The sequence below is a fragment of the Nocardia sp. NPDC050435 genome (assembly GCF_040655395.1).
In the GTDB taxonomy this organism is placed as follows: Bacteria; Actinomycetota; Actinomycetes; order Mycobacteriales; family Mycobacteriaceae; genus Nocardia.
This window is the reverse complement of record NZ_JBFAJW010000002.1, coordinates 594,288-612,091: the sequence shown is the minus strand read 5'-3', so window position 1 is coordinate 612,091 and position 17,804 is coordinate 594,288. Positions and strand designations below refer to the sequence as shown.

Sequence of the window (17,804 nt, the reverse complement as noted above, 5' to 3'; positions counted from 1 at the left end):
CATGGGATACGACGCGAAGTTCCGCGTATGGCGCGGCGACGACACCGGCGGCGCGCTGGAGGATTTCACCGTCGAGGTGAACGAGGGCGAGGTGGTGCTCGACATCATCCACCGCCTGCAGGCCACCCAGGCGCCCGACCTCGCCGTGCGCTGGAATTGCAAAGCGGGCAAATGCGGTTCGTGTTCGGCGGAGGTGAACGGAAAACCGCGGCTGCTCTGCATGACCCGGATGTCCACCTTCGGCGCGGACGAATTGATCACCGTGACGCCGATGCGCACCTTCCCGGTGATTCGCGATCTTGTCACCGACGTCTCCTTCAATTACGTAAAAGCAAGGGAAATACCGTCTTTCACGCCGCCCGCCGACCTGAAACCGGGTGATTACCGGATGCAGCAGGTGGATGTCGAGCGCTCGCAGGAGTTCCGCAAGTGCATCGAATGCTTCTTGTGCCAGAACACCTGTCACGTCGTTCGTGATCACGAGGAGAACAAAGAGTCCTTCGCCGGGCCGCGTTTCCTCATGCGGATCGCGGAGCTGGAAATGCATCCGCTCGACGTGGCCGACCGCAGCGATATGGCGCAGGACGAGCACGGGCTCGGCCTGTGCAATATCACCAAGTGCTGCACCGAGGTCTGCCCGGAACACATCAAGATCACCGACAATGCACTCATCCCGATGAAGGAGCGCGTGGCCGACCGCAAGTACGATCCGCTGGTCTGGCTGGGCAACAAGCTTTTCCGGCGCTGACGACAGAACCGGCCGGGTTGCGCACCCGGCCGGTTCCCGCGCACCCTGTCACAATGTCGCGATGACCCCGAGGGCGACCGCCCACACCAGGACCCCGACGAACAGCGCCGACAGCAGCGACCCCGAGAGAACGTACACGCCGACCGCCGAGACGCCGAATAACAGCGCTACGATCAGCCATTCCACCCAATCGCCCGGACGTAATTTCCGATACCGGGGATGGGTGTTCTTCAACCCGCGGTCCACCTGAAATAACTACCCCGCTGTTAGACGAAGTAAACAAAGCGGTGATCCCCGTGCACGATTCCGTGATCATTTCACTGCGGGCGATCGAACTCCCCGTCGTGCACGCCCGCGGTGAATGCCGCCCATTCCGAGGGCGTGAATACCAGAACTCCGCCGCCGGGATCATTGCCGTTGCGCAGTGCGACATAGCCGTCCGCGAGCAACGCGACTTCCACGCCGTTGCCCGCCGGCCCGCCCGTCGCGCGCCACGTGGCCGCGGACAGATCGACGTTTCCCTTCATCCCACGAACTCCTTCGCTACCTGCCGCAACAGGTTTCGGCTCGATTGCGCGTCCAGCGACGCGCTTTGCAGACACTCGTGTGCATCCAGATACCGCTCGACGTCGGCCGGGCGCTCCAGGTACAGATCACCGGTGAACCCCTCCACATAGACCACCGGCGGTTCCACCGGATGCCCCTTGCTGTCGATCCCGAACTGCAGGACGGTGAACGGCCCGGTGGCGTCGCCGAGCGGGATGCCGGCGGCGAACGGCAGAATACGCAGCGACACATTGGGTCTGGTGCTCATATCGGCGAGGTGCCGCAATTGCGCCGCCATCACCTTCACGTCACCGACCACCCGGCGCAGCACCGATTCGTGCAGCACCACGTCGACGCCGGCGGGCGAGGTCTTGCGCGAGGTGAGGGCCTGGCGCTGCTGGCGCAGCTGCACCCGGCGCTCGAGTTCGTCCTCGGAGGCCTCGGGGTAGCCGAGCCGGTTCAGCGCCCGCGCGTAGTCGGCGGTCTGGAGCTGGCCCAGTACCAGTTCGGAACGGTAGGAGGTGAGCTGATGCGCCGAGGCCTCCAAACCCACGTAGACGTCGAAGTTCTCGGGGATCAGATCGCCGTAGGCGTGCCACCAGCTCTTCACCGCGGCCTGCTGGGCGAGACCCTTGAGCGCGTCGGCCAGATCGTCGGGGATGCCGTAGATGCGGCACAGCTCCTGGATGTCGATCGTCCGAATGCGGTCGGCCTGGCCCTTTTCCATGCGCTGCAGGGTGCTCGCGCCCCACTCCATCAGGCGCGAGGCCTCGGCGATCGTCAAGCCGGCTTGCGTGCGCCAGTCCCGTAGATATCTGCCGAGCTGGCGGCGCGGCAGCGTCGAGGACGCGCTGTCCGCACTCGCGGAGGGGCGATCGGAATCGCTGTCGGTGGCGGATACTCTTGCCATACTCGCAGACACGGCACGCTCCGTTCAGTGCTCAGGCTCGCCCGGAGGCGCCGCGCCGACGCGCGCCGCTCGGCACGCGCCCGGCACTTCGCCTGGGCAATAGGCTCTTTGGGGGCTACAGCACACTCTCATCCAGTATGGAGAATCTTCCTCCCCTCCCTGGACTTCGTGCTGGGAATTCGCGCGAAATCTTCCGGCTTCCGGCAAGTCCGTTGCTCGACGCCGTTCTCAGTGGTGTGCTGGAAGTGTGCCCGGAGCCTTCCAGGCCCGGCCCCCTCCCCGCTGCGAAAGCTCCGGGCACATCACAGGAATCGCACGCAGGAACGAGGAGTCATGGCCGTGGAAGATCGACGACCGGACCAGTCCAGCCGGGAGCGCTGGAGGGTTTCCCCGCGACACGCGCGGCCCAGCGCCGCGCCGTGGTCGGTCGCGTCGAGAGCGGTAGCTGACAGAATGCCAGCCCACGACTCCCGGGAAAGGATGGAGGTCGCGCCATGCAGTTGACAAACCTGAATATGCACGTCGCCGCTCTGCTCGCCTGCGGGACCGATCCGGGTCCGATGACCACCGAACAGGCGCACGCGGCAATGCAATTGCACCTCGACTGCACCGTGGACCGGTGCCGCGTGCGCCGCCGCGCCCGCGCGACCCTGGTCGAAGCGGGCAAGTGCGTCCTGGACGAGCGGGCACTGCGTACCTGAGCAGTTCCCGCCGAGGAGCGCGCGCCGCCGGGACTTTGGGGAAGGCCTCGGCAGCGCGCGCACCGCAGCACCACCGTCCCGGCGGAGCTTCGGCCGGGATCCAGCATGTTCCGGTAGAGAGGACCCGTTCGCGGGTGCCGGCGTCTGGATCCCGCCCGAAGCTCCGGCGGGACGGCCGGTTTCGGCGTCAGTGCCAGGAATGATCGGTGAGCGGGGTGCGCGGGCCGAACTTCGGCTTGTGCGCGTACCCGCTGATCTCCAGCAGGCGCACCGCCCGATAGCGGTGCGGCCGCACGGGTTCCAGATACTCGATCATCTCCGCGTCGTCGATCGGGCGGCCGAGCAAGGTCCAGCCGATGATCGCGGCGAGATGGTAATCGCCCACCGAGAGGGCGTCGGCGTCGCCGAACGCGCGCTGCGCGATCTCGGCGGCGGTCCAGACGCCGATGCCGGGAATCGTGCACAGCCGGCGCGCGGCCTCGAGCGGGTCCTGCGCGGCGGTGCGCTCCAGGGCGTCGGCCAGGCGGGCGGCGCGGACGATGGTCTGCGCGCGCTGCGGGCCGACATTGGCACGGTGGTAGGTCCAGGACGGGATGCGCCGCCAGGTGTCGGCGTCCGGCGGCAGCAGCAACCCCGCCGGGGCCGGGCCGGGAGCCGGCGTGCCGAATCTTCGGACCAGCGCGCGCCAGGACGCCCGGGCGGACTTGGTGTGCACCTTCTGCTCCAGCACGGCGGGCACCAGCGCCTCGAACACCAGGCCGGTACGCAACATGCGCAGGCCCGGGAAGCGGCGGTGCGCGTCGGCGAGCTTGGGGTGCTCGGGCACGAACCCGGAGACGTCCTCGTCGAGGCAGAGCATGTGCTCCAGCCGATCCAGGAATTCGTCGGCGCCCGGGCCCCAAGCCTGGGCGCGCACGGCGCGGGCGCCGGATTGCGCGAGCCGGAAGGTCACCGGACCCGAGGGCAGGCGGGAGGCGTGCCAGAACGTGCCGTCCGCGGCGTCGACGTGGCACGGGTCACCGGCGCCGCGGCGCAGCGGGGCGATGGTGTGGGCGAGATCGACCGGGCGGTCCGAAGTCACCGTCCGGGCCAGGCCGGATTCGGCAATCGCCGCCTGCTCGCGCACCGCCTCATTCTGCCGGGCGCGGGTGGCGCTCGTCGCATCGGGTTAACGGGCCATTCCCGGGCACCGATAGCGATCGTGATCCGGCACGCACGATCTATCGGAACCATCGGAGGGTTTCATGCTCACCAGTCTGCTCAATGCCCTGCTCGATTTCTGGGGCGCCATCTCCCCCGGCAGCTCGGGCTACTCGGTCCCGCCCGGCACGCTGCCCTTCGGTAGCTGAGGCCGTCGAGCTCGCCGCGCCCGCGCGGCGAGCTCAGTCGCCGCGCAGGAAGCGCGCGAGGTGCACGCCCTCGCGCCCGGCCAGTTGCCCGGCCTGGGTGCGGCAGGAGAAGCCGTCGGCGAGCAGTGTGGCGTCGGGCGCCGAGCGCAGCGCGGGGAGCAGGCCGTTCCCAGCCACCCGCGCCGAGATGTCGTAGTGCCCCCGCTGCATTCCGAAGTTCCCGGCCAGGCCGCAGCAGCCGGCCACCTCCCGGACCCGCACGCCCATCGCGGCGAGCAGCCGGCGGTCGGCGTCGAAGCCGAGCACGGCGTGCTGGTGACAGTGCGGCTGGACCACCACCTCGGCGCCGTCGCGCCGGGGCGGCCGCCAATCGGGTTGCTCGGCAAGGAATTCCGCGAGTGTGCGGACCGCGCCCGCGACGCGCGCGGCGCGGGGATCCTCGGGCAGCAGTTCCGGCAGGTCCGCGCGCAGTACCGCGGTGCACGAGGGCTCCAGGCCGAGTACCACGCCGCCGGCGCGGACGTGGTCGTCGAGTTCGTCCACGGTGGCGCGGAGCCGGGCGCGCGCCGCGTCCAATCGGCCGGTGCTGATCCAGGTGAGACCACAGCAGATTCGGCGACGGGGTACGCGCACCCGATGCCCGAGTGAGCGCAGCAATTCGATTGTGGCCAGGGCGATGTCGGGGTCGAAGGCGTCGGTGAAGGTGTCCACCCAGAGCAGCACCGGTGGAGTGGATTCCCGGGGTAGGGGCGCTCCCGGCTCGGCTGCGCGATCCCGTGGCCGGGCGATCTCGCCGCGAGCGTGGACTCGGCGGTCCGGCGAGTCGGCGCGCTCCGGCCGTCCCGTGCCGAGGCCGCTCCACGCGGTGCGCAGGCGGCCTGGCCACCGGCTGCGCGGCTGCCCCCGCAGGGCGGCGTACTCCGGTCCGCGGCGCAGGCTGGGCACCGCGAGGCGCGGCACATCCCGGCGCGGATCGATTCCCGCCGCGCGCAGGCCGATTCGGCGGAGCAGGCTGTTTCCGGCGAGTGCGTTCGCGGCGCGCGGCCAGCGGGTCGCGAGCGCGAGCCAGCGCGGGAGACTGCCCAGGGTGTAGTGATCGATCGGGCGCGGGCGGCGGCGGTAGCGGCGGTACAGCGCCTCGGATTTGTAGGTCGCGACGTCGACGCCGGCGGGGCAGTCCGAGCGGCAGGCCCTGCAGGACAGGCAGAGGTCGAGGGATTCGGCCACGGCCGGCGAATCCCAGGGCAGCGCGCCGCGCACCACCTCCTGCAGCACCCGGGCCCGGCCCCGGGTGCTGTCCTTCTCGTCTGCCGTAGCCAGGTAGGACGGGCACATGAAACCGCCCGCGGATCCGTTGTCGGCCCGGCATTTACCGACGCCGACACACCTGTGGACGGCTGTGGACAGATCGCCGTCGTCGTGCGGGAACGCGAAACCGCCGGCGGCGGGCACGATCGGCAGATCCGCGACCCGGAGCGCGGCGTCGATCGGGCTCGGATCCACCAGCACACCGGGATTCAGGACGTTGTCCGGGTCGAACAGCGCCTTGTACTCCGCGAAGACGTCGAGCACGTCGCGGGAGTACATGACCGACAACAGTTCCGAGCGGGCCCGGCCGTCGCCGTGCTCGCCGGACAGTGAACCGCCGTAACCGACCACCAGCTCGGCCGCGTCGAACAGGAACGACCGGAAGCGTTGCGGCGCTTCGGCAATCGGGAGATCCAGGCGCACGTGGATGCAGCCGTCGCCGAGGTGGCCGTAGAGCAGGCCGTCGACGCCGTGCGCGCGGGTGAGGTCGGCGAAATCGCGCAGGTACGCGCCGAGGTGTTCCGGGGGGACGGCGGCGTCCTCCCAGCCGGGCCAGGCGGGCCGCCCGTCCGGGGTGCGCCCGGCCAGACCCGCGCCGTCCGCGCGAATGCGCCAGAGCGGCGCTGCCTCGGCGCTTTCGGTGACGATGCGCGAATCCAGGGCGCCGGCTTCCTTGCACAGCCGCACCGCCAGGTCGACCGCCGCCGCCGGGGTCTCGCCCGCGGTCTCCACGAACAGCCACGCTCCGCCGCGCGGCAGGTCGGGCACGGTGCCGCGATGGGCGCGCACGATATCGACCAGGCGGGCATCGATGCCCTCGACGGCGATCGGGGCGCAGCGCATGACGGCGGCGACATCGTCCGCCGCCGCGGCCATGTCGGGGTAGCCGAGCACCGTGAGCACGGTGGCCCGCGGCAGCGGCACCAGCTCCACGGTCGCCTCGAGCAGCAGTCCGCAGGTGCCCTCGGTACCCACGAAGGCCCTGGCCGGCGACGAACCGCGCTCCGGGAGCAGGTGTTCCAGCCCGTACCCGGAGGCCTGGCGTTCGAAGCGGCCGAGATCGGTGCGCAGCACGGCCAGGTGCGCCCGGGTGAATTCCGGCAGGCCGGGCAGCGCCGCCGGGTCGTCGGCCAGCAGCCGTTCGGCGCCCCGGCCGTCGAGGATCCGCAGTTCGCGCACGTTGTCGGAGGTGCGACCCCAGGCCACCGCCCGCGGGCCGCAGGCGTTGTTGCCGATCATGCCGCCGAGCGTGCACCGGTTCTGCGTCGATGGGTCCGGGCCGAACCGCAATCCGTGCGCGCCCGCCCGGCGCTGCAATTCCGACAGCACCACACCCGGTTGCACCCGCGCGATCCGGCGCTCGGGATCCAGCTCCAGCACCTGATTCAGGTGCCGGCTGAAATCCAGGACCAGCCCCGCGCCGATCGCGTTGCCCGCGACCGAGGTGCCGCCGCCGCGCGCCGTCACCGCGAGGCCGTGCTCGCGGGCGAAGGCGAGGGTGGCCGCGACATCCGCGTCCGCGCGCGGGAACACCACGGCGGCGGGCGGCACCCGATAGTTGGAGGCGTCCGAGGAATACTCCGCGCGCCGGCGCGCGGAGGAATCGACCGTGCCGGAAATGCGTTTCCGCAGGGCGTCGGCCATCCCATCCTCGGTCACCCCGTCAGCCTAGTGGCGGGGCCGGGCCCGGACCGGGAGGAATGGGTTGATCTAAACCATTGTTCAGGTTCTAGTGTCGGGGGCACCGGCTTGAATGGGCCGGAAGCGAGAGGGAGTGCGAGCGTGAGTATCGAGTCCGTGGCCTACAGCCAGATGTACCGCCGGATGAACGCACCGGACGAGCAGCGGCCGTTCAGCCTGGCCACGGCCAAGCGGATCGCCCGGTTCGCCGAGCCGCACCGGCGGCGGATCGCGGTGTTCCTGGTGTTCAGCGTGATCTCGGCCCTGCTGGCGGTGGCCACGCCGGTGCTGGCCGGCCGGGTGGTGAACAGCATCGTCGGCGGGTCCGCGCCGCGAGTCGTGGTGCTGCTCGCCCTGATCATCGCGGTCCTGGCCCTGTTCGACGCCGCGCTCGGCGTGGTGATCCGGTGGCTGTCCTCGCGGATCGGCGAGGGCCTGATCCTCGATCTGCGCCGCGCCGTGTTCGACCACGTGCAGAAGATGCCGATCGCGTTCTTCACCCGCACCCGCACCGGCGCGCTGGTCAGCCGCCTGAACAACGACGTGATCGGCGCGCAGCGCGCCTTCAGCGACACGCTCTCCGGTGTCGTCGCCAACCTGGTCACCCTCGCGCTCACCCTCGGCGTGATGGTCAGCATCTCCTGGCGGATCACCCTGCTCGCGCTGGTGCTGCTGCCGGTGTTCGTCATTCCGGCGCGGCGCATGGGCAATCGGCTGGCCACGCTGCAGCGCGAGGCGGCCAAGCTGAACGCGGCCATGAGCACCCAGATGACCGAGCGCTTCTCCGCGCCCGGCGCCACCCTGGTGAAACTGTTCGGCCGGCCCGAGCAGGAGTCCCAGGAGTTCGCGCTGCGGGCCCGCCGCGTCCGCGACATCGGTGTGCGCACCGCGATGCTGCAGACGGTCTTCGTCACCTCGCTCACCTTGGTCTCGGCGCTGGCCCTGGCGCTGGTCTACGGTCTCGGCGGCTGGTACGCGCTGCGCGGTCAGCTCGACGCCGGCGCGGTCGTCGCCCTGTCGCTGCTGCTGACCAGGCTGTACACGCCGCTGACGGCGCTGGCCAGCGCCCGCATGGAGGTCATGGCCGCGCTGGTCAGCTTCGAGCGGGTCTTCGAGGTGCTCGATCTGAAGCCGCTGATCGAGGACGCGCCCGGCGCCGGTGCGGTGCCGGCGGGCCCGGTCGCCGTGGAACTGGACGATGTCACCTTCGGCTACCCCTCGGCCGACAAGGTGTCGCTGGCCTCGCTCGAGGAGGTCGCCACGCTGGACACCCGCGGCGGTATCGACGTGCTGCACAACGTGTCGCTGCGGGCCGAGCCCGGGCAGCTGGTGGCCCTGGTCGGCTCCTCCGGCGCGGGCAAATCCACCATCGCGCAGCTGGTCTCGCGCCTCTACGACGTCGACAGCGGCACGGTGCGGCTGAACGGCGCCGATGTCCGCGAGCTCAGCGCCGAATCACTGCGCGCCACCGTGGGTCTGGTTACCCAGGACGGGCATCTGTTCCACGACACGATCCGCGCCAACCTGCTGCTGGCCCGCCCCGGCGCACCCGAGGCGGATCTGTGGGACGCGCTGGAACGAGCGCGCCTGCGCCCGTTGATCGAATCGCTGCCCGACGGCCTGGACACCGTGGTCGGCGAGCGCGGCTACCGGCTCTCCGGCGGCGAACGCCAGCGCCTCACCATCGCCCGCCTGCTGCTCAAGCAGCCGCGCCTGGTCATCCTGGACGAGGCCACCGCCTCCCTGGACTCCACCTCGGAAGCCGCCGTCCAGGAAGCGCTGTCGGAGGCCCTGAACGGCCGCACCGCCCTGGTGATCGCGCATCGCCTCTCCACCATCCGCGCCGCCGACCTGATCGTGGTCCTGGAAGACGGCCGAATCATCGAGCGCGGCACCCACACCCAGCTACTCGCCGCCGCCGGCCGCTACGCCGAGCTCTACCGCACCCAATTCGCCGACGACACAGTCGAAGCCGCCGCCTAGCCGCTGACCGCACGACCCCGCCCACTGTCCGCGTGGGCGGGGTCGCACTGTCGGGAAGGCATGCCGCCGACCGAATTCCGTGAACGAGTCAGGGGGTGCGGCGGGGGTCGAGGCCGTCGAGGAGGCGGTCGAGGCCGTAGGTGAATTTGCGGTCGCGGATTTCGGCGGGGTCCTCGGTCCAGGTGGTGGTGGCGAGGTCTTCGGTGAGGCGGGGGAAGTCGGCGGCCGCCTGTTCGACGGCGGGGCGCAGGGCGGCGAGCATGTCGGCCTCGGAGCGGCCGGAGCGGGCCAGGGTGGTGAGCCAGGCGGCTTCGCTGACGCTGCTGCCGACGACGTAGGAGCTCAGGGCGCTGATGGCGTCGCCGACCTCGGCGGCGGTGAAACCGCCGGCGCGGAAGAGGGCGAGCATGCGATCGGTCATGCGGGTGACGTTGGGGCCGAGGTGGGACAGGCCGACCTGGCTGAGCGTGCCGGCCATCCAGGGGTGGCGCAGGACCATCGCGCGCAGATCGCCGGCGAAACGCACGGTCGCTTCCCGCCACTGCGCGGGCGCGGCGATGCCGGGAACCGTGATCTCGCCGTAGACCTCGTCCACCACCAGTTCGATCAACTCGTCGCGATTGGCGACGTGGCGGTACAGCGAGGTGGCGCCCGCGTTGAGGCGGGTGCCGAGCTGACGCATGGTCAGGGCCTCCATGCCCTCCGCGTCCAGCAGGGCTACGGCCTCGGCGACGATGTGCTCCCGGGTGAGCGCCGGCTGATCACGCCGCTTACGCGGGCGCGTCCACACCGATTCGACCTGTGGTTTCTCGCTGGACATCGGCACTCCTTCTCGTTGCCGCCCACCATAGCGCACATTGTTCGCTCTTGCGAACGTGCAATCTGTATGCGTACAGTGTTCGCAACACGCAAACAGCGTTCGCAACCCCGTGAGAGAAGAGTTTCCGATGGACACCATCGACACCCGCAACCCGAAGCGCTGGTGGATCCTGGTCGTGCTCTGCCTGAGCACCCTGGTCCTGGTCATCGACAATTTCGTGCTGGCCGTGGCGGTGCCGTCACTGGCCGCGGATCTGGACGCGAGCGCCCAGGACATCCAGTGGATCCTGGACTCCTACATCCTGGTCTTCGCCGGCCTGCTGCTCACCGCGGGCAGCCTGGCCGACCGGTTCGGCCGCCGGCGGGTGATGATCATCGGCCTGGCCCTGTTCGGATTGGCCTCGCTCGGCGCGACCCTCGCCGGCAGCGCGCTGGAGATGATCGCGGCCCGCACCGCGATGGGCATCGGCGGCGCGCTGGTGCTGCCGAGCACGCTGTCCATCCTGATCACCGTGTTCGACGACGCGGAGCGCCGCAAGGCGATGAGCGCGTGGAGCGCGGCCTCGGTGCTCGGCCTGATCGGCGGCCCGGTGCTGGGCGGCGTGCTGATCGCGCACTTCTGGTGGGGCGCGGCCTTCCTGATCAACATTCCGGTCGCGGTCGTCGCCATCGTGGCGGCCCTGGTGCTGATGCCGGAATCCCGTGGCCCGCAGACCAAGCCGGACATCCCGGGCGCCCTGCTGTCCATGGTCGGCATGACCGCCCTGGTCTGGACCATCATCGAATTTCCCAAGGGCGGCTTCGATCACACCGGCACCCAGGTCACCCTCGCCGTCGCCGTCGCGAGCCTGGCGGCCTTCCTCGCCTGGGAACGGCACGTCGCCGAGCCGATGGTGCCGCTGAACCTGTTCCGGGACCGGGACTTCGCGGGCGGCAGCCTCTCGCTGACGCTGGTCCAGGTCGCCAACGGCGGCATCCTGCTGGTGCTGACCCAGTACCTGCAGTTCGTGCTCGGCTACTCCCCGACCGCGGCCGGGCTGGCCCTCATCCCGATGCTGCTGACCTCCATCCTGTGCAACGCCCTCGGAGCCGGGCTCGGCGCCAAGCTCGGCAACCGCGCCTTGGCCGTGAGCGGCATGCTGATCAGCGCCGGCGGTCTGGTGCTGCTGTCGAACCTGCAGGCCGACAGCGGTTTCGGGATGATCGCGAGTGCGCTGGCCGTGCTGGGCGCCGGCGCCGGTCTGGCCCAGCCCGCCGCCATCGCGGCGCTGATGGGCGCGGTTCCGGCCGAACAGGCCGGTGCGGGTTCGGCTTTGAACGACACCATTCAGCAGGCCGGCGCCGCCCTGGGCATCGCGGTGCTCGGCGCCATCCTGTCCACCGGATACACCGCCGCCATGCCCGCCGAGGTCCCCGAGGCGGCCCGGCACTCCATCGGCGACGCGCTCGCCGTGGCCGCCGCGACCGGTGACGACACGCTGATCACCAGTGCCCGAGCGGCTTTCGCCGAGGCGATGTCGGCCAGCTTCCTCGCGGGCGCCGCCGGCGTCGTGACCGCCGCCGTCCTGGCCTTCTTCGTCCTGCGCAAGCACCGGCCCGCGCCGGACACCGAGGTGCGGGAACTGGCGCTCGCCGCGTAGCACCGACGATATCGGCCCGATCGGACAGTGTCCGATCGGGCCGATGCCGTCTGTGTCAGAAGCTGTCGGCGACTGCCAGGACGGTGCGGCCGGTGTGTGCTCCGGACTGGATGGCGCGCAGGACGTCGGCGGCCTCGGTGACCGGGACGAGGTGCTCGAGTTCCGAAAGGTGCTGGGGCTTCAGTTCTTTGCCGAGCCGGTTCCACAGGTCGCGGCGCTGATCGATGGGGAACTGCACGGAATCGATGCCGATGAGCGTGACCCCGCGCAGGATGAACGGCAGCACGGTGGTGGGCAGTTCGGCGCCGCCGGTGAGACCGCTGACGGCGGCGGCGCCGCCGTAGCCGATCGAGCTCAGCACGTAGGCGAGCGACTTGCCGCCGACGCTGTCGACCGCGGAGGACCAGCGCGTCTTCGACAGCGGGCGCGGTTTCGCGTCCGGATCCTCGGGCAGCCGGCCGATCACGGACGCGGCGCCGAGCTTCGACAACAGTTCCGCCGCATCGGCTTTGCCGGTGGAGGCGACCACCTCGAAACCCAGGCCGGCCAGGATGTCGACCCCCACGCTGCCCACGCCGCCCGTCGCGCCCGTGACCAGCACCGCACCGTCGGACGGCGTCAACCCGCGGTTCAGCAGGGCCTGCACGCTCATCGCGGCGGTGAACCCGGCGGTGCCGAGCGCGGCGGCCTCGCGGGTGCTGAGCCTGTCCAGCTTCACCACCCATTCCGCGGGCACCCGCGCGTACTCGGCGAACCCGCCGTGGTGCGCGACGCCGATGTCGTACCCGTGGGCCACCACCTGATCGCCGGGCGCGAAATGATCGTCCGCGGACTCGACCACCTCACCGGTCAGGTCGATGCCCGGCACGATCGGGTACTCGCGGACCACACCGCCGCCCTCGGTGACCGCCAGGCCGTCCTTGAAATTCGCACTCGAATAATGCACTTTGATCGTCACGGTGCCCGGGCCGAGGAAATCCTCGCCCACCTGCTCGCGCCGCAGCTCGATTCCGCTGTCCGACCGGCGTGCCACCATCGCCCAGAACTCCATGGCCCCGAGCATACGAGGATGCCCGCGCCTTGGTGGGATTCACCGGTGGAGAGAACCCCGCGCGAAACCTAGTGTGGTCGCATGACGCACCAAGATCCCGCGGACCACGTCTCCTCCGCGGAAATCGAAATGCGTTGGGTGGACGCGTGGAATCAGCTCTCCGACATCGGTGCCGGCACCTGCCTGCTACCCGACGGCTCCTGGGTCGACGTCGACGCCGGCCAGGGCTTCCTGCAGGACAGCGCCTACGCGGGCTGGCGGCTGGCCGTCACCGCGGCCGACTTCGCGGGTAGACCGGTGGCCGTCATCCATCGCTGGCGCTGAGCGCTATTCGGGCAGCAGTTCGAGGCGCACGCCGAGCAGGCGGACCGGGCGCTCGAGCTCGAAACGGTCCAGGATGCGGACGGCCGCCTCGACGATGACGGCCACGTCGGTGGTCGGTTCCGGCAGTTTGGTCTGCTTGCTGCGGGTGTAGAAGGTGTTGCTGCGCACCGTGACCGACACCCGGAACGGCGTGCGGCCTGCGGCGGCCATCTCCTCGGCGACCTCGGTGGCCAGGCGCGCGACCTGGGCTTCGATCTCGGCCCGGTCGGTGAGATCGTGCGGGAAGGTCTCGGATTTGCTGCGGCCCACCGGCACCCGCGGCTCGGTGGTGACGTCGGTGTCGCCCTTGCCGTGGCCGAGCACCCACAGGTACGGCCCGGTGTTCGGGCCGAATTCGGCGGCCAGGCGCTGCCTGTCCGCGGCCATGAGATCGGCGACGGTCTCGATGCCGAGCTCCGACATCCGGGCGGCGATGCGCTTGCCGACGCCCCAGAGCGCGCTGGTGGGGCGGTGCGCCATCACCTCGGTCCAGTTCTCGGCGGTGAGCCGGAACATGCCGGTCCCTTCGGCGGGGGCATCGGACTTGCTCACCGCTTTGGCGAAACCGGTGGCCAGCTTGGCGGTGAGCTTGTTGTCGCCGATGCCGATCGCGCAGGTGAGATCCAGCTCGGCGACGGCGGCGCGGATCTCGGCGGCCAGCCGCTCCGGATCATCGGTGTCGGCGGCGAGGAACGCCTCGTCCCAGCCCCACACCTCGACCCGGCCGGGGAAGCCGCGCAGCACCGCCATGACCTCCTCGGAGGCCTCCTCGTAGGTGGCCATGTCGAGCGGCAGGAACACGCCCTCCGGGCATCTGCGCTGGGCCGAGCGCAGGGCCATACCGGCCCGCACCCCGAAGGCCCGGGCCGGATAGGACGCGCACGTCACCACCTTGCGCGGCTCGCTCGGATCGCCGTTGCCGCCGACGATCACCGGCTTGCCGCGCAGCTCCGGATGGCGCCGGAACTCCACCGCCGCCTGGAACTGGTCGAGATCGACATGCAGCAGCCACCTGGCCATACCTCCTTCCTACCGCACCGGGGCGACAAGACGGGGCTTGCGCGCGGACCGAAAACAGAACTAAGTTCTGGATATGAAGATTCGAGATCGGTTGCTGCTGGCGGCCGAGCGGCAGTTCGCCGAGCGCGGGGCGCTCGAGGCGACGCTGACGCAGATCCGCGACGCCGCGGGAGCCAGCGTGGGGGCGCTCTACCACCACTTTCCGGACAAGGCCGAGCTGTACCGGCAGGTGTGGGCGCACGCGCTGGCCGACTACCAGGAGCACTTCTGGGTCGCGGTCGGGCAGAGCACCGACGCGCAGGAGGGGGTCACCGCCGGCGTGCGTGAGCATCTGCGGTGGATCACCGAGAATCAGTACCGGGCAAAGGTTCTCACCTCGGCGCGCCCGCCCGGCGTGCGCGAGAGCGAGAGCAACCGGGAATTCTTCGCCAACGTCTATCGCTGGTGGCGCACGCACGCCCGCTACGGCGCCGTCCGCGACCTCGACTTCGATCTCGTCTACGCGCTGTGGCTGGGCCCGGCGCAGGAATACGCCCGCCAGTGGCTCGGCGGCGACATGCGCACCTCACCCAAGGACGTCGGCAAGGAATTGGCCGACGCCGCCTGGATCGCGCTGCGCGCCGACGACCGCTGACCCCCGGAACGCCGCGCCCGGCCGCACGCACCACCCCGATGAACGGAGCCCCGATGACCACCTCGACCGCGCTGAACCACGAACTGGCCCAGCAGATCCTGGCCGCCCAGCCGTTCGCGCAACTGGTCGGCACCGAGATCACCGCCTTCGGCGACGGTGCCGCCACGCTGATCATCCCCATCCGTCCCCAGCTCGGCCAGCAGTTCGGTTTCGTGCACGGCGGCGTGCTGGCCTACGCCGCCGACAACGCCCTCACCTTCGCCGCGGGCACCGTCCTCGGCGGCAACGTGCTCACCGGCGGCTTCAGCGTCACCTACCTGCGCCCCGCCGCCGGGGCCCGGCTGCGCGCCGAGGCGAAGGTCACCGGAACCACGCGCCGCCAAGCCGTGGTCAGCTGCGAGATCTATGCCGAGACAGACGGTTCCGAGCCCGTGCTGTGCGCGGTGGCGCAGGGGACGACGCGCACCGTGGAGCGCAAGCTCGACTCGACCGGGGGCTGATCCGCGCCGGGACGACGAGGTCCCGGCCCACGAGAGCGGGCCGGGTACGGAACATTCCGTACCCGGCCCGTTCGGCGTCGGTCAGGCGGTGGCCGCGAACTTCGGGGCGTCCAGCGACGGTTCCCGCACCGGCTCGATCGCGTAGGCCAGGATCTCGGCCACGTCGGCGACGGGACGCACGTCCAGCGCCCCGAGCACCTCGGCCGGGACGTCGTCCAAGTCCGGCTCGTTGCGAGCCGGGATGAACACCGTCTTCAGGCCGTTGCGCTGGGCGGCCATCAGCTTCTGCTTGACGCCGCCGATCGGCAGCACCCGGCCGTTGAGGGTGACCTCGCCGGTCATGCCGACATCCGCGCGGACCTGCCGGTCCAGGGCCAGCGACACCAGGGCGGTCACCATGGTGACGCCCGCCGAGGGACCGTCCTTGGGCACCGCACCCGCCGGGAAGTGGATGTGGATGTTGCGGTCCAGGACCTTCGGCTCGAGGCCGATCTCCTCCAGGTGCGAACGCACGTAGGTGAGGGCGATCTGCGCCGACTCCTTCATGACGTCACCCAGCTGACCGGTCAGGGTCAGGGCGCGTTCGCCCTCGGCGGCGTTGGCCTCGATGTAGAGGACGTCACCGCCCATGCCGGTCACGGCCAGACCGGTCGCGACACCGGGGACCGCGGTGCGTTCCACCCCGTCCGGGGTGAAGCGCGGACGGCCCAGGTAGTCCTTCAGGTCGCCGAGATCGATGGTCAGGGCCGTTGCGCGCGTATCGGTTTCGACGGTGTCGTAACCCAGCCCGGCGTCGTAGCCCAGCCGCGGCGGCACCTCCGACAGCTTGGTCGCGGCCTTGCGCAGGGCCTTGGCGACCAGCCGCTCCATCTGCCGCACACCGGCTTCCCGGGTGTAGTTCGCCGCGATCTCGCGCAGCGCCGCCTCGGTGATCGAGACCTCCTCGGCGGTCAGCGCGTTGCGCTCCAGCTGCCGGGGCACCAGGAAGTCACGGGCGATGGCGACCTTGTCCTCCTCGGTGTACCCGTCGACGGTGATCAGCTCCATCCGGTCCAGCAGCGGGCCCGGGATGGACTCCACCACGTTCGCGGTGGCGATGAACAGCACGTCGGACAGGTCCAGATCCAGATCCAGGTAGTGATCGCGGAAGGTGTGGTTCTGCGCGGGGTCGAGCACCTCGAGCAGCGCGGCCGCCGGATCACCGCGGAAGTCCGCGCCGACCTTGTCGATCTCGTCCAGCAGCACCACCGGATTCATCGATCCCGCTTCCTTCACCGCGCGCACGATCCGGCCGGGCAGCGCTCCGACGTAGGTGCGCCGGTGCCCGCGGATCTCGGCCTCGTCGCGCACGCCGCCCAGGGCGACGCGCACGAACTTGCGGCCCAGCGCTCGCGCCACGGACTCGCCGAGCGAGGTCTTGCCGACTCCGGGCGGACCGGCCAGCACCAGCACCGCGCCGGAACCGCGGCCGCCGACCACGTCCAGCCCGCGCTGGGCGCGGCGGGCGCGCACGGCCAGGTACTCGACCATGCGGTCCTTGACCTCGTCCAGCCCGTGGTGATCGGCGTCCAGCACCGCGCGGGCGGCCGAGACATCGGTGCTGTCTTCGGTTTTCACCGTCCACGGCAGTTCCAGGACGGTGTCCAGCCAGGTCCGGATCCAGCCGGATTCCGGGCTCTGGTCGCTGGCGCGCTCCAGCCGGCCGACCTCGCGCAGCGCGGCTTCGCGCACGTCGGCGGGCAGGTCGGCCTGCTCGATCCGGGTGCGGTAATCGTCGGCGCCGTCGGGCTCGTCCTCGCCGAGTTCCTTGCGAATCGCGTTGAGCTGCTGGCGGAGCAGGAATTCGCGCTGGGTCTTCTCGACGTTCTCCCGGACCTCGTCGCTGATCTTCTCGGTGACCTCGGCCTCGGCGATGTGCGCCTTGGTCCAGTCGATCAGGACGGCCAGACGCGCGGCGGCGTCCGGGGTTTCGAGCAGTTCGCGCTTCTGCTCGGCGGTCAGGTAGGAGGCGTAGCCGGCGGTGTCGGCGATCGCGGACGGGTCGTCGAGCTGGTTGACCGCGTCGATGATCTGCCAGGCTTCGCGCCGCTGCAGCACCGAGACCACGAGCTTCTTGTACTCGGCGGCCAGTTCGCGGGTGCGGCCGTCGGCGGCGCCGGCCTCGACCGGTTCGGCCTCGACCCACAGCGCCGCGCCCGGCCCGGTGACCCCGTGGCCGATCTTCGCGCGGCGTTCGGCCTTGAGGACCGCGGCCGGCGCGCCGCCGCGCATCCGGCCGACCTGTTCGATGGTGGCGACCACGCCGTAGGAGGCGTAGCCGTTGTCCAGGCGCGGTGCGATGAGGACCTGCCCGGCCTTCGCGGCCCGCGCGGCGTCGATCGCGGCCTGCGCGGCTTCGTCGAGTTCGATGGGCACGACCATGCCCGGCAGCACGATCGGATCGGTCAGGAACAGCACCGGCAGGTTCTGAGGTGTAGTCACGTGTTCGACCCTTCTGAAAGTTGAGCGATGCCCAGTCAACCCCGCACGGTTCCGGTTTGTTCCTGTCCTGG

16 protein-coding genes are annotated in these 17,804 nt (G+C 70.5%); 7 read left to right on the top strand and 9 right to left on the bottom strand.

Annotated elements, in window-relative coordinates; all coding sequences use genetic code 11:
• Position 1 precedes the first annotated feature (1 nt).
• A complete protein-coding gene (locus AB0I43_RS07190; RefSeq protein WP_356971984.1) occupies positions 2 to 748 on the top strand; it encodes a succinate dehydrogenase/fumarate reductase iron-sulfur subunit in 747 nt (248 codons plus the stop codon).
• Positions 749 to 796: 48 nt separating this feature from the next.
• Here AB0I43_RS07190 and AB0I43_RS07185 read toward each other — a convergent pair whose 3' ends face one another.
• The 3 genes from AB0I43_RS07185 to AB0I43_RS07175 all read right to left on the bottom strand — a co-directional run bounded on the left by AB0I43_RS07185 (position 797) and on the right by AB0I43_RS07175 (position 2,204).
• Positions 797 to 934, bottom strand: a complete 138-nt coding sequence (locus AB0I43_RS07185) for a hypothetical protein (RefSeq protein ID WP_356971983.1) — start codon at positions 932 to 934, stop codon at positions 797 to 799.
• A gap of 131 nt (positions 935 to 1,065) precedes the next feature.
• A complete protein-coding gene (locus AB0I43_RS07180; protein ID WP_356971982.1) occupies positions 1,066 to 1,275 on the bottom strand; it encodes a DUF397 domain-containing protein in 210 nt (69 codons plus the stop codon).
• Positions 1,272 to 2,204 carry a helix-turn-helix transcriptional regulator gene (locus tag AB0I43_RS07175; RefSeq protein ID WP_356971981.1) on the bottom strand — a complete coding sequence of 311 codons (933 nt, stop codon included), beginning with the start codon at positions 2,202 to 2,204 and terminating at the stop codon, positions 1,272 to 1,274. The genes AB0I43_RS07180 and AB0I43_RS07175 overlap by 4 nt, the downstream gene beginning before the upstream one ends.
• Before the next feature lie 494 nt (positions 2,205 to 2,698).
• Here AB0I43_RS07175 and AB0I43_RS07170 point away from each other — a divergent pair, with 494 nt between their 5' ends.
• Entirely contained in the window at positions 2,699 to 2,905 is a 207-nt protein-coding gene (locus AB0I43_RS07170) for a hypothetical protein (RefSeq protein ID WP_194816555.1), read from the top strand.
• Positions 2,906 to 3,092: 187 nt separating this feature from the next.
• Here AB0I43_RS07170 and AB0I43_RS07165 read toward each other — a convergent pair whose 3' ends face one another.
• Together AB0I43_RS07165 and AB0I43_RS07160 are read right to left on the bottom strand one after the other, a co-directional pair.
• On the bottom strand, positions 3,093 to 4,031 hold the full coding sequence (locus AB0I43_RS07165) for a DNA-3-methyladenine glycosylase 2 family protein (protein ID WP_356971980.1): 939 nt from the start codon (positions 4,029 to 4,031) through the stop codon (positions 3,093 to 3,095).
• Positions 4,032 to 4,287: 256 nt separating this feature from the next.
• Positions 4,288 to 7,206, bottom strand: coding sequence for an FAD-binding and (Fe-S)-binding domain-containing protein (locus AB0I43_RS07160; protein ID WP_356972256.1), 2,919 nt, complete (start codon positions 7,204 to 7,206; stop codon positions 4,288 to 4,290).
• A gap of 138 nt (positions 7,207 to 7,344) precedes the next feature.
• Between AB0I43_RS07160 and AB0I43_RS07155 the strand changes: the two genes are divergently transcribed.
• Entirely contained in the window at positions 7,345 to 9,225 is a 1,881-nt protein-coding gene (locus tag AB0I43_RS07155) for an ABC transporter ATP-binding protein (protein ID WP_356971979.1), read from the top strand.
• A gap of 88 nt (positions 9,226 to 9,313) precedes the next feature.
• Here AB0I43_RS07155 and AB0I43_RS07150 read toward each other — a convergent pair whose 3' ends face one another.
• On the bottom strand, positions 9,314 to 10,045 hold the full coding sequence (locus AB0I43_RS07150; RefSeq protein ID WP_356971978.1) for a TetR/AcrR family transcriptional regulator: 732 nt from the start codon (positions 10,043 to 10,045) through the stop codon (positions 9,314 to 9,316).
• A gap of 127 nt (positions 10,046 to 10,172) precedes the next feature.
• Between AB0I43_RS07150 and AB0I43_RS07145 the strand changes: the two genes are divergently transcribed.
• Positions 10,173 to 11,684 (top strand): MFS transporter, encoded by a 1,512-nt coding sequence (locus tag AB0I43_RS07145; protein ID WP_357431505.1) that lies wholly within the window; start codon positions 10,173 to 10,175, stop codon positions 11,682 to 11,684.
• Between the two features lie 55 nt (positions 11,685 to 11,739).
• Here AB0I43_RS07145 and AB0I43_RS07140 read toward each other — a convergent pair whose 3' ends face one another.
• A complete protein-coding gene (locus tag AB0I43_RS07140) occupies positions 11,740 to 12,735 on the bottom strand; it encodes an oxidoreductase (protein ID WP_356971976.1) in 996 nt (331 codons plus the stop codon).
• 81 nt (positions 12,736 to 12,816) lie between these two features.
• Between AB0I43_RS07140 and AB0I43_RS07135 the strand changes: the two genes are divergently transcribed.
• Positions 12,817 to 13,059, top strand: coding sequence for a hypothetical protein (locus AB0I43_RS07135; protein WP_356971975.1), 243 nt, complete (start codon positions 12,817 to 12,819; stop codon positions 13,057 to 13,059).
• A gap of 3 nt (positions 13,060 to 13,062) precedes the next feature.
• Here the strand turns inward: AB0I43_RS07135 and AB0I43_RS07130 are convergent, their stop codons facing one another.
• The gene (locus tag AB0I43_RS07130) at positions 13,063 to 14,118 is read right to left on the bottom strand and encodes a DNA polymerase IV (protein WP_356971974.1); all 1,056 of its coding nucleotides are present in this window, start codon (positions 14,116 to 14,118) and stop codon (positions 13,063 to 13,065) included.
• Positions 14,119 to 14,191: 73 nt separating this feature from the next.
• Between AB0I43_RS07130 and AB0I43_RS07125 the strand changes: the two genes are divergently transcribed.
• Together AB0I43_RS07125 and AB0I43_RS07120 are read left to right on the top strand one after the other, a co-directional pair.
• Positions 14,192 to 14,752, top strand: a complete 561-nt coding sequence (locus AB0I43_RS07125) for a TetR family transcriptional regulator (RefSeq protein ID WP_356971973.1) — start codon at positions 14,192 to 14,194, stop codon at positions 14,750 to 14,752.
• A gap of 53 nt (positions 14,753 to 14,805) precedes the next feature.
• Positions 14,806 to 15,252, top strand: a complete 447-nt coding sequence (locus AB0I43_RS07120; RefSeq protein WP_356971972.1) for a PaaI family thioesterase — start codon at positions 14,806 to 14,808, stop codon at positions 15,250 to 15,252.
• Positions 15,253 to 15,333: 81 nt separating this feature from the next.
• On the opposite strand, the gene lon is transcribed toward AB0I43_RS07120, so the two are convergent.
• Complete coding sequence (gene lon / locus AB0I43_RS07115; protein ID WP_356972254.1) at positions 15,334 to 17,673, bottom strand: endopeptidase La; 2,340 nt, start codon at positions 17,671 to 17,673, stop codon at positions 15,334 to 15,336.
• Between the last annotated feature and the right edge of the window lie 131 nt (positions 17,674 to 17,804).

Coding starts and splice junctions, on each gene's coding strand:
- AB0I43_RS07190 (WP_356971984.1), top strand. CDS start 2: ATGGGATACGACGCGAAGTTCCGCGTATGGCGCGGCGACGACACCGGC.
- AB0I43_RS07180 (WP_356971982.1), bottom strand. CDS start 1,275: ATGAAGGGAAACGTCGATCTGTCCGCGGCCACGTGGCGCGCGACGGGC.
- AB0I43_RS07175 (WP_356971981.1), bottom strand. CDS start 2,204: ATGGCAAGAGTATCCGCCACCGACAGCGATTCCGATCGCCCCTCCGCG.
- AB0I43_RS07170 (WP_194816555.1), top strand. CDS start 2,699: ATGCAGTTGACAAACCTGAATATGCACGTCGCCGCTCTGCTCGCCTGC.
- AB0I43_RS07160 (WP_356972256.1), bottom strand. CDS start 7,206: ATGGCCGACGCCCTGCGGAAACGCATTTCCGGCACGGTCGATTCCTCC.
- AB0I43_RS07150 (WP_356971978.1), bottom strand. CDS start 10,045: ATGTCCAGCGAGAAACCACAGGTCGAATCGGTGTGGACGCGCCCGCGT.
- AB0I43_RS07145 (WP_357431505.1), top strand. CDS start 10,173: ATGGACACCATCGACACCCGCAACCCGAAGCGCTGGTGGATCCTGGTC.
- AB0I43_RS07140 (WP_356971976.1), bottom strand. CDS start 12,735: ATGGAGTTCTGGGCGATGGTGGCACGCCGGTCGGACAGCGGAATCGAG.
- AB0I43_RS07135 (WP_356971975.1), top strand. CDS start 12,817: ATGACGCACCAAGATCCCGCGGACCACGTCTCCTCCGCGGAAATCGAA.
- AB0I43_RS07130 (WP_356971974.1), bottom strand. CDS start 14,118: ATGGCCAGGTGGCTGCTGCATGTCGATCTCGACCAGTTCCAGGCGGCG.
- AB0I43_RS07125 (WP_356971973.1), top strand. CDS start 14,192: ATGAAGATTCGAGATCGGTTGCTGCTGGCGGCCGAGCGGCAGTTCGCC.
- AB0I43_RS07120 (WP_356971972.1), top strand. CDS start 14,806: ATGACCACCTCGACCGCGCTGAACCACGAACTGGCCCAGCAGATCCTG.
- lon (WP_356972254.1), bottom strand. CDS start 17,673: ATGGTCGTGCCCATCGAACTCGACGAAGCCGCGCAGGCCGCGATCGAC.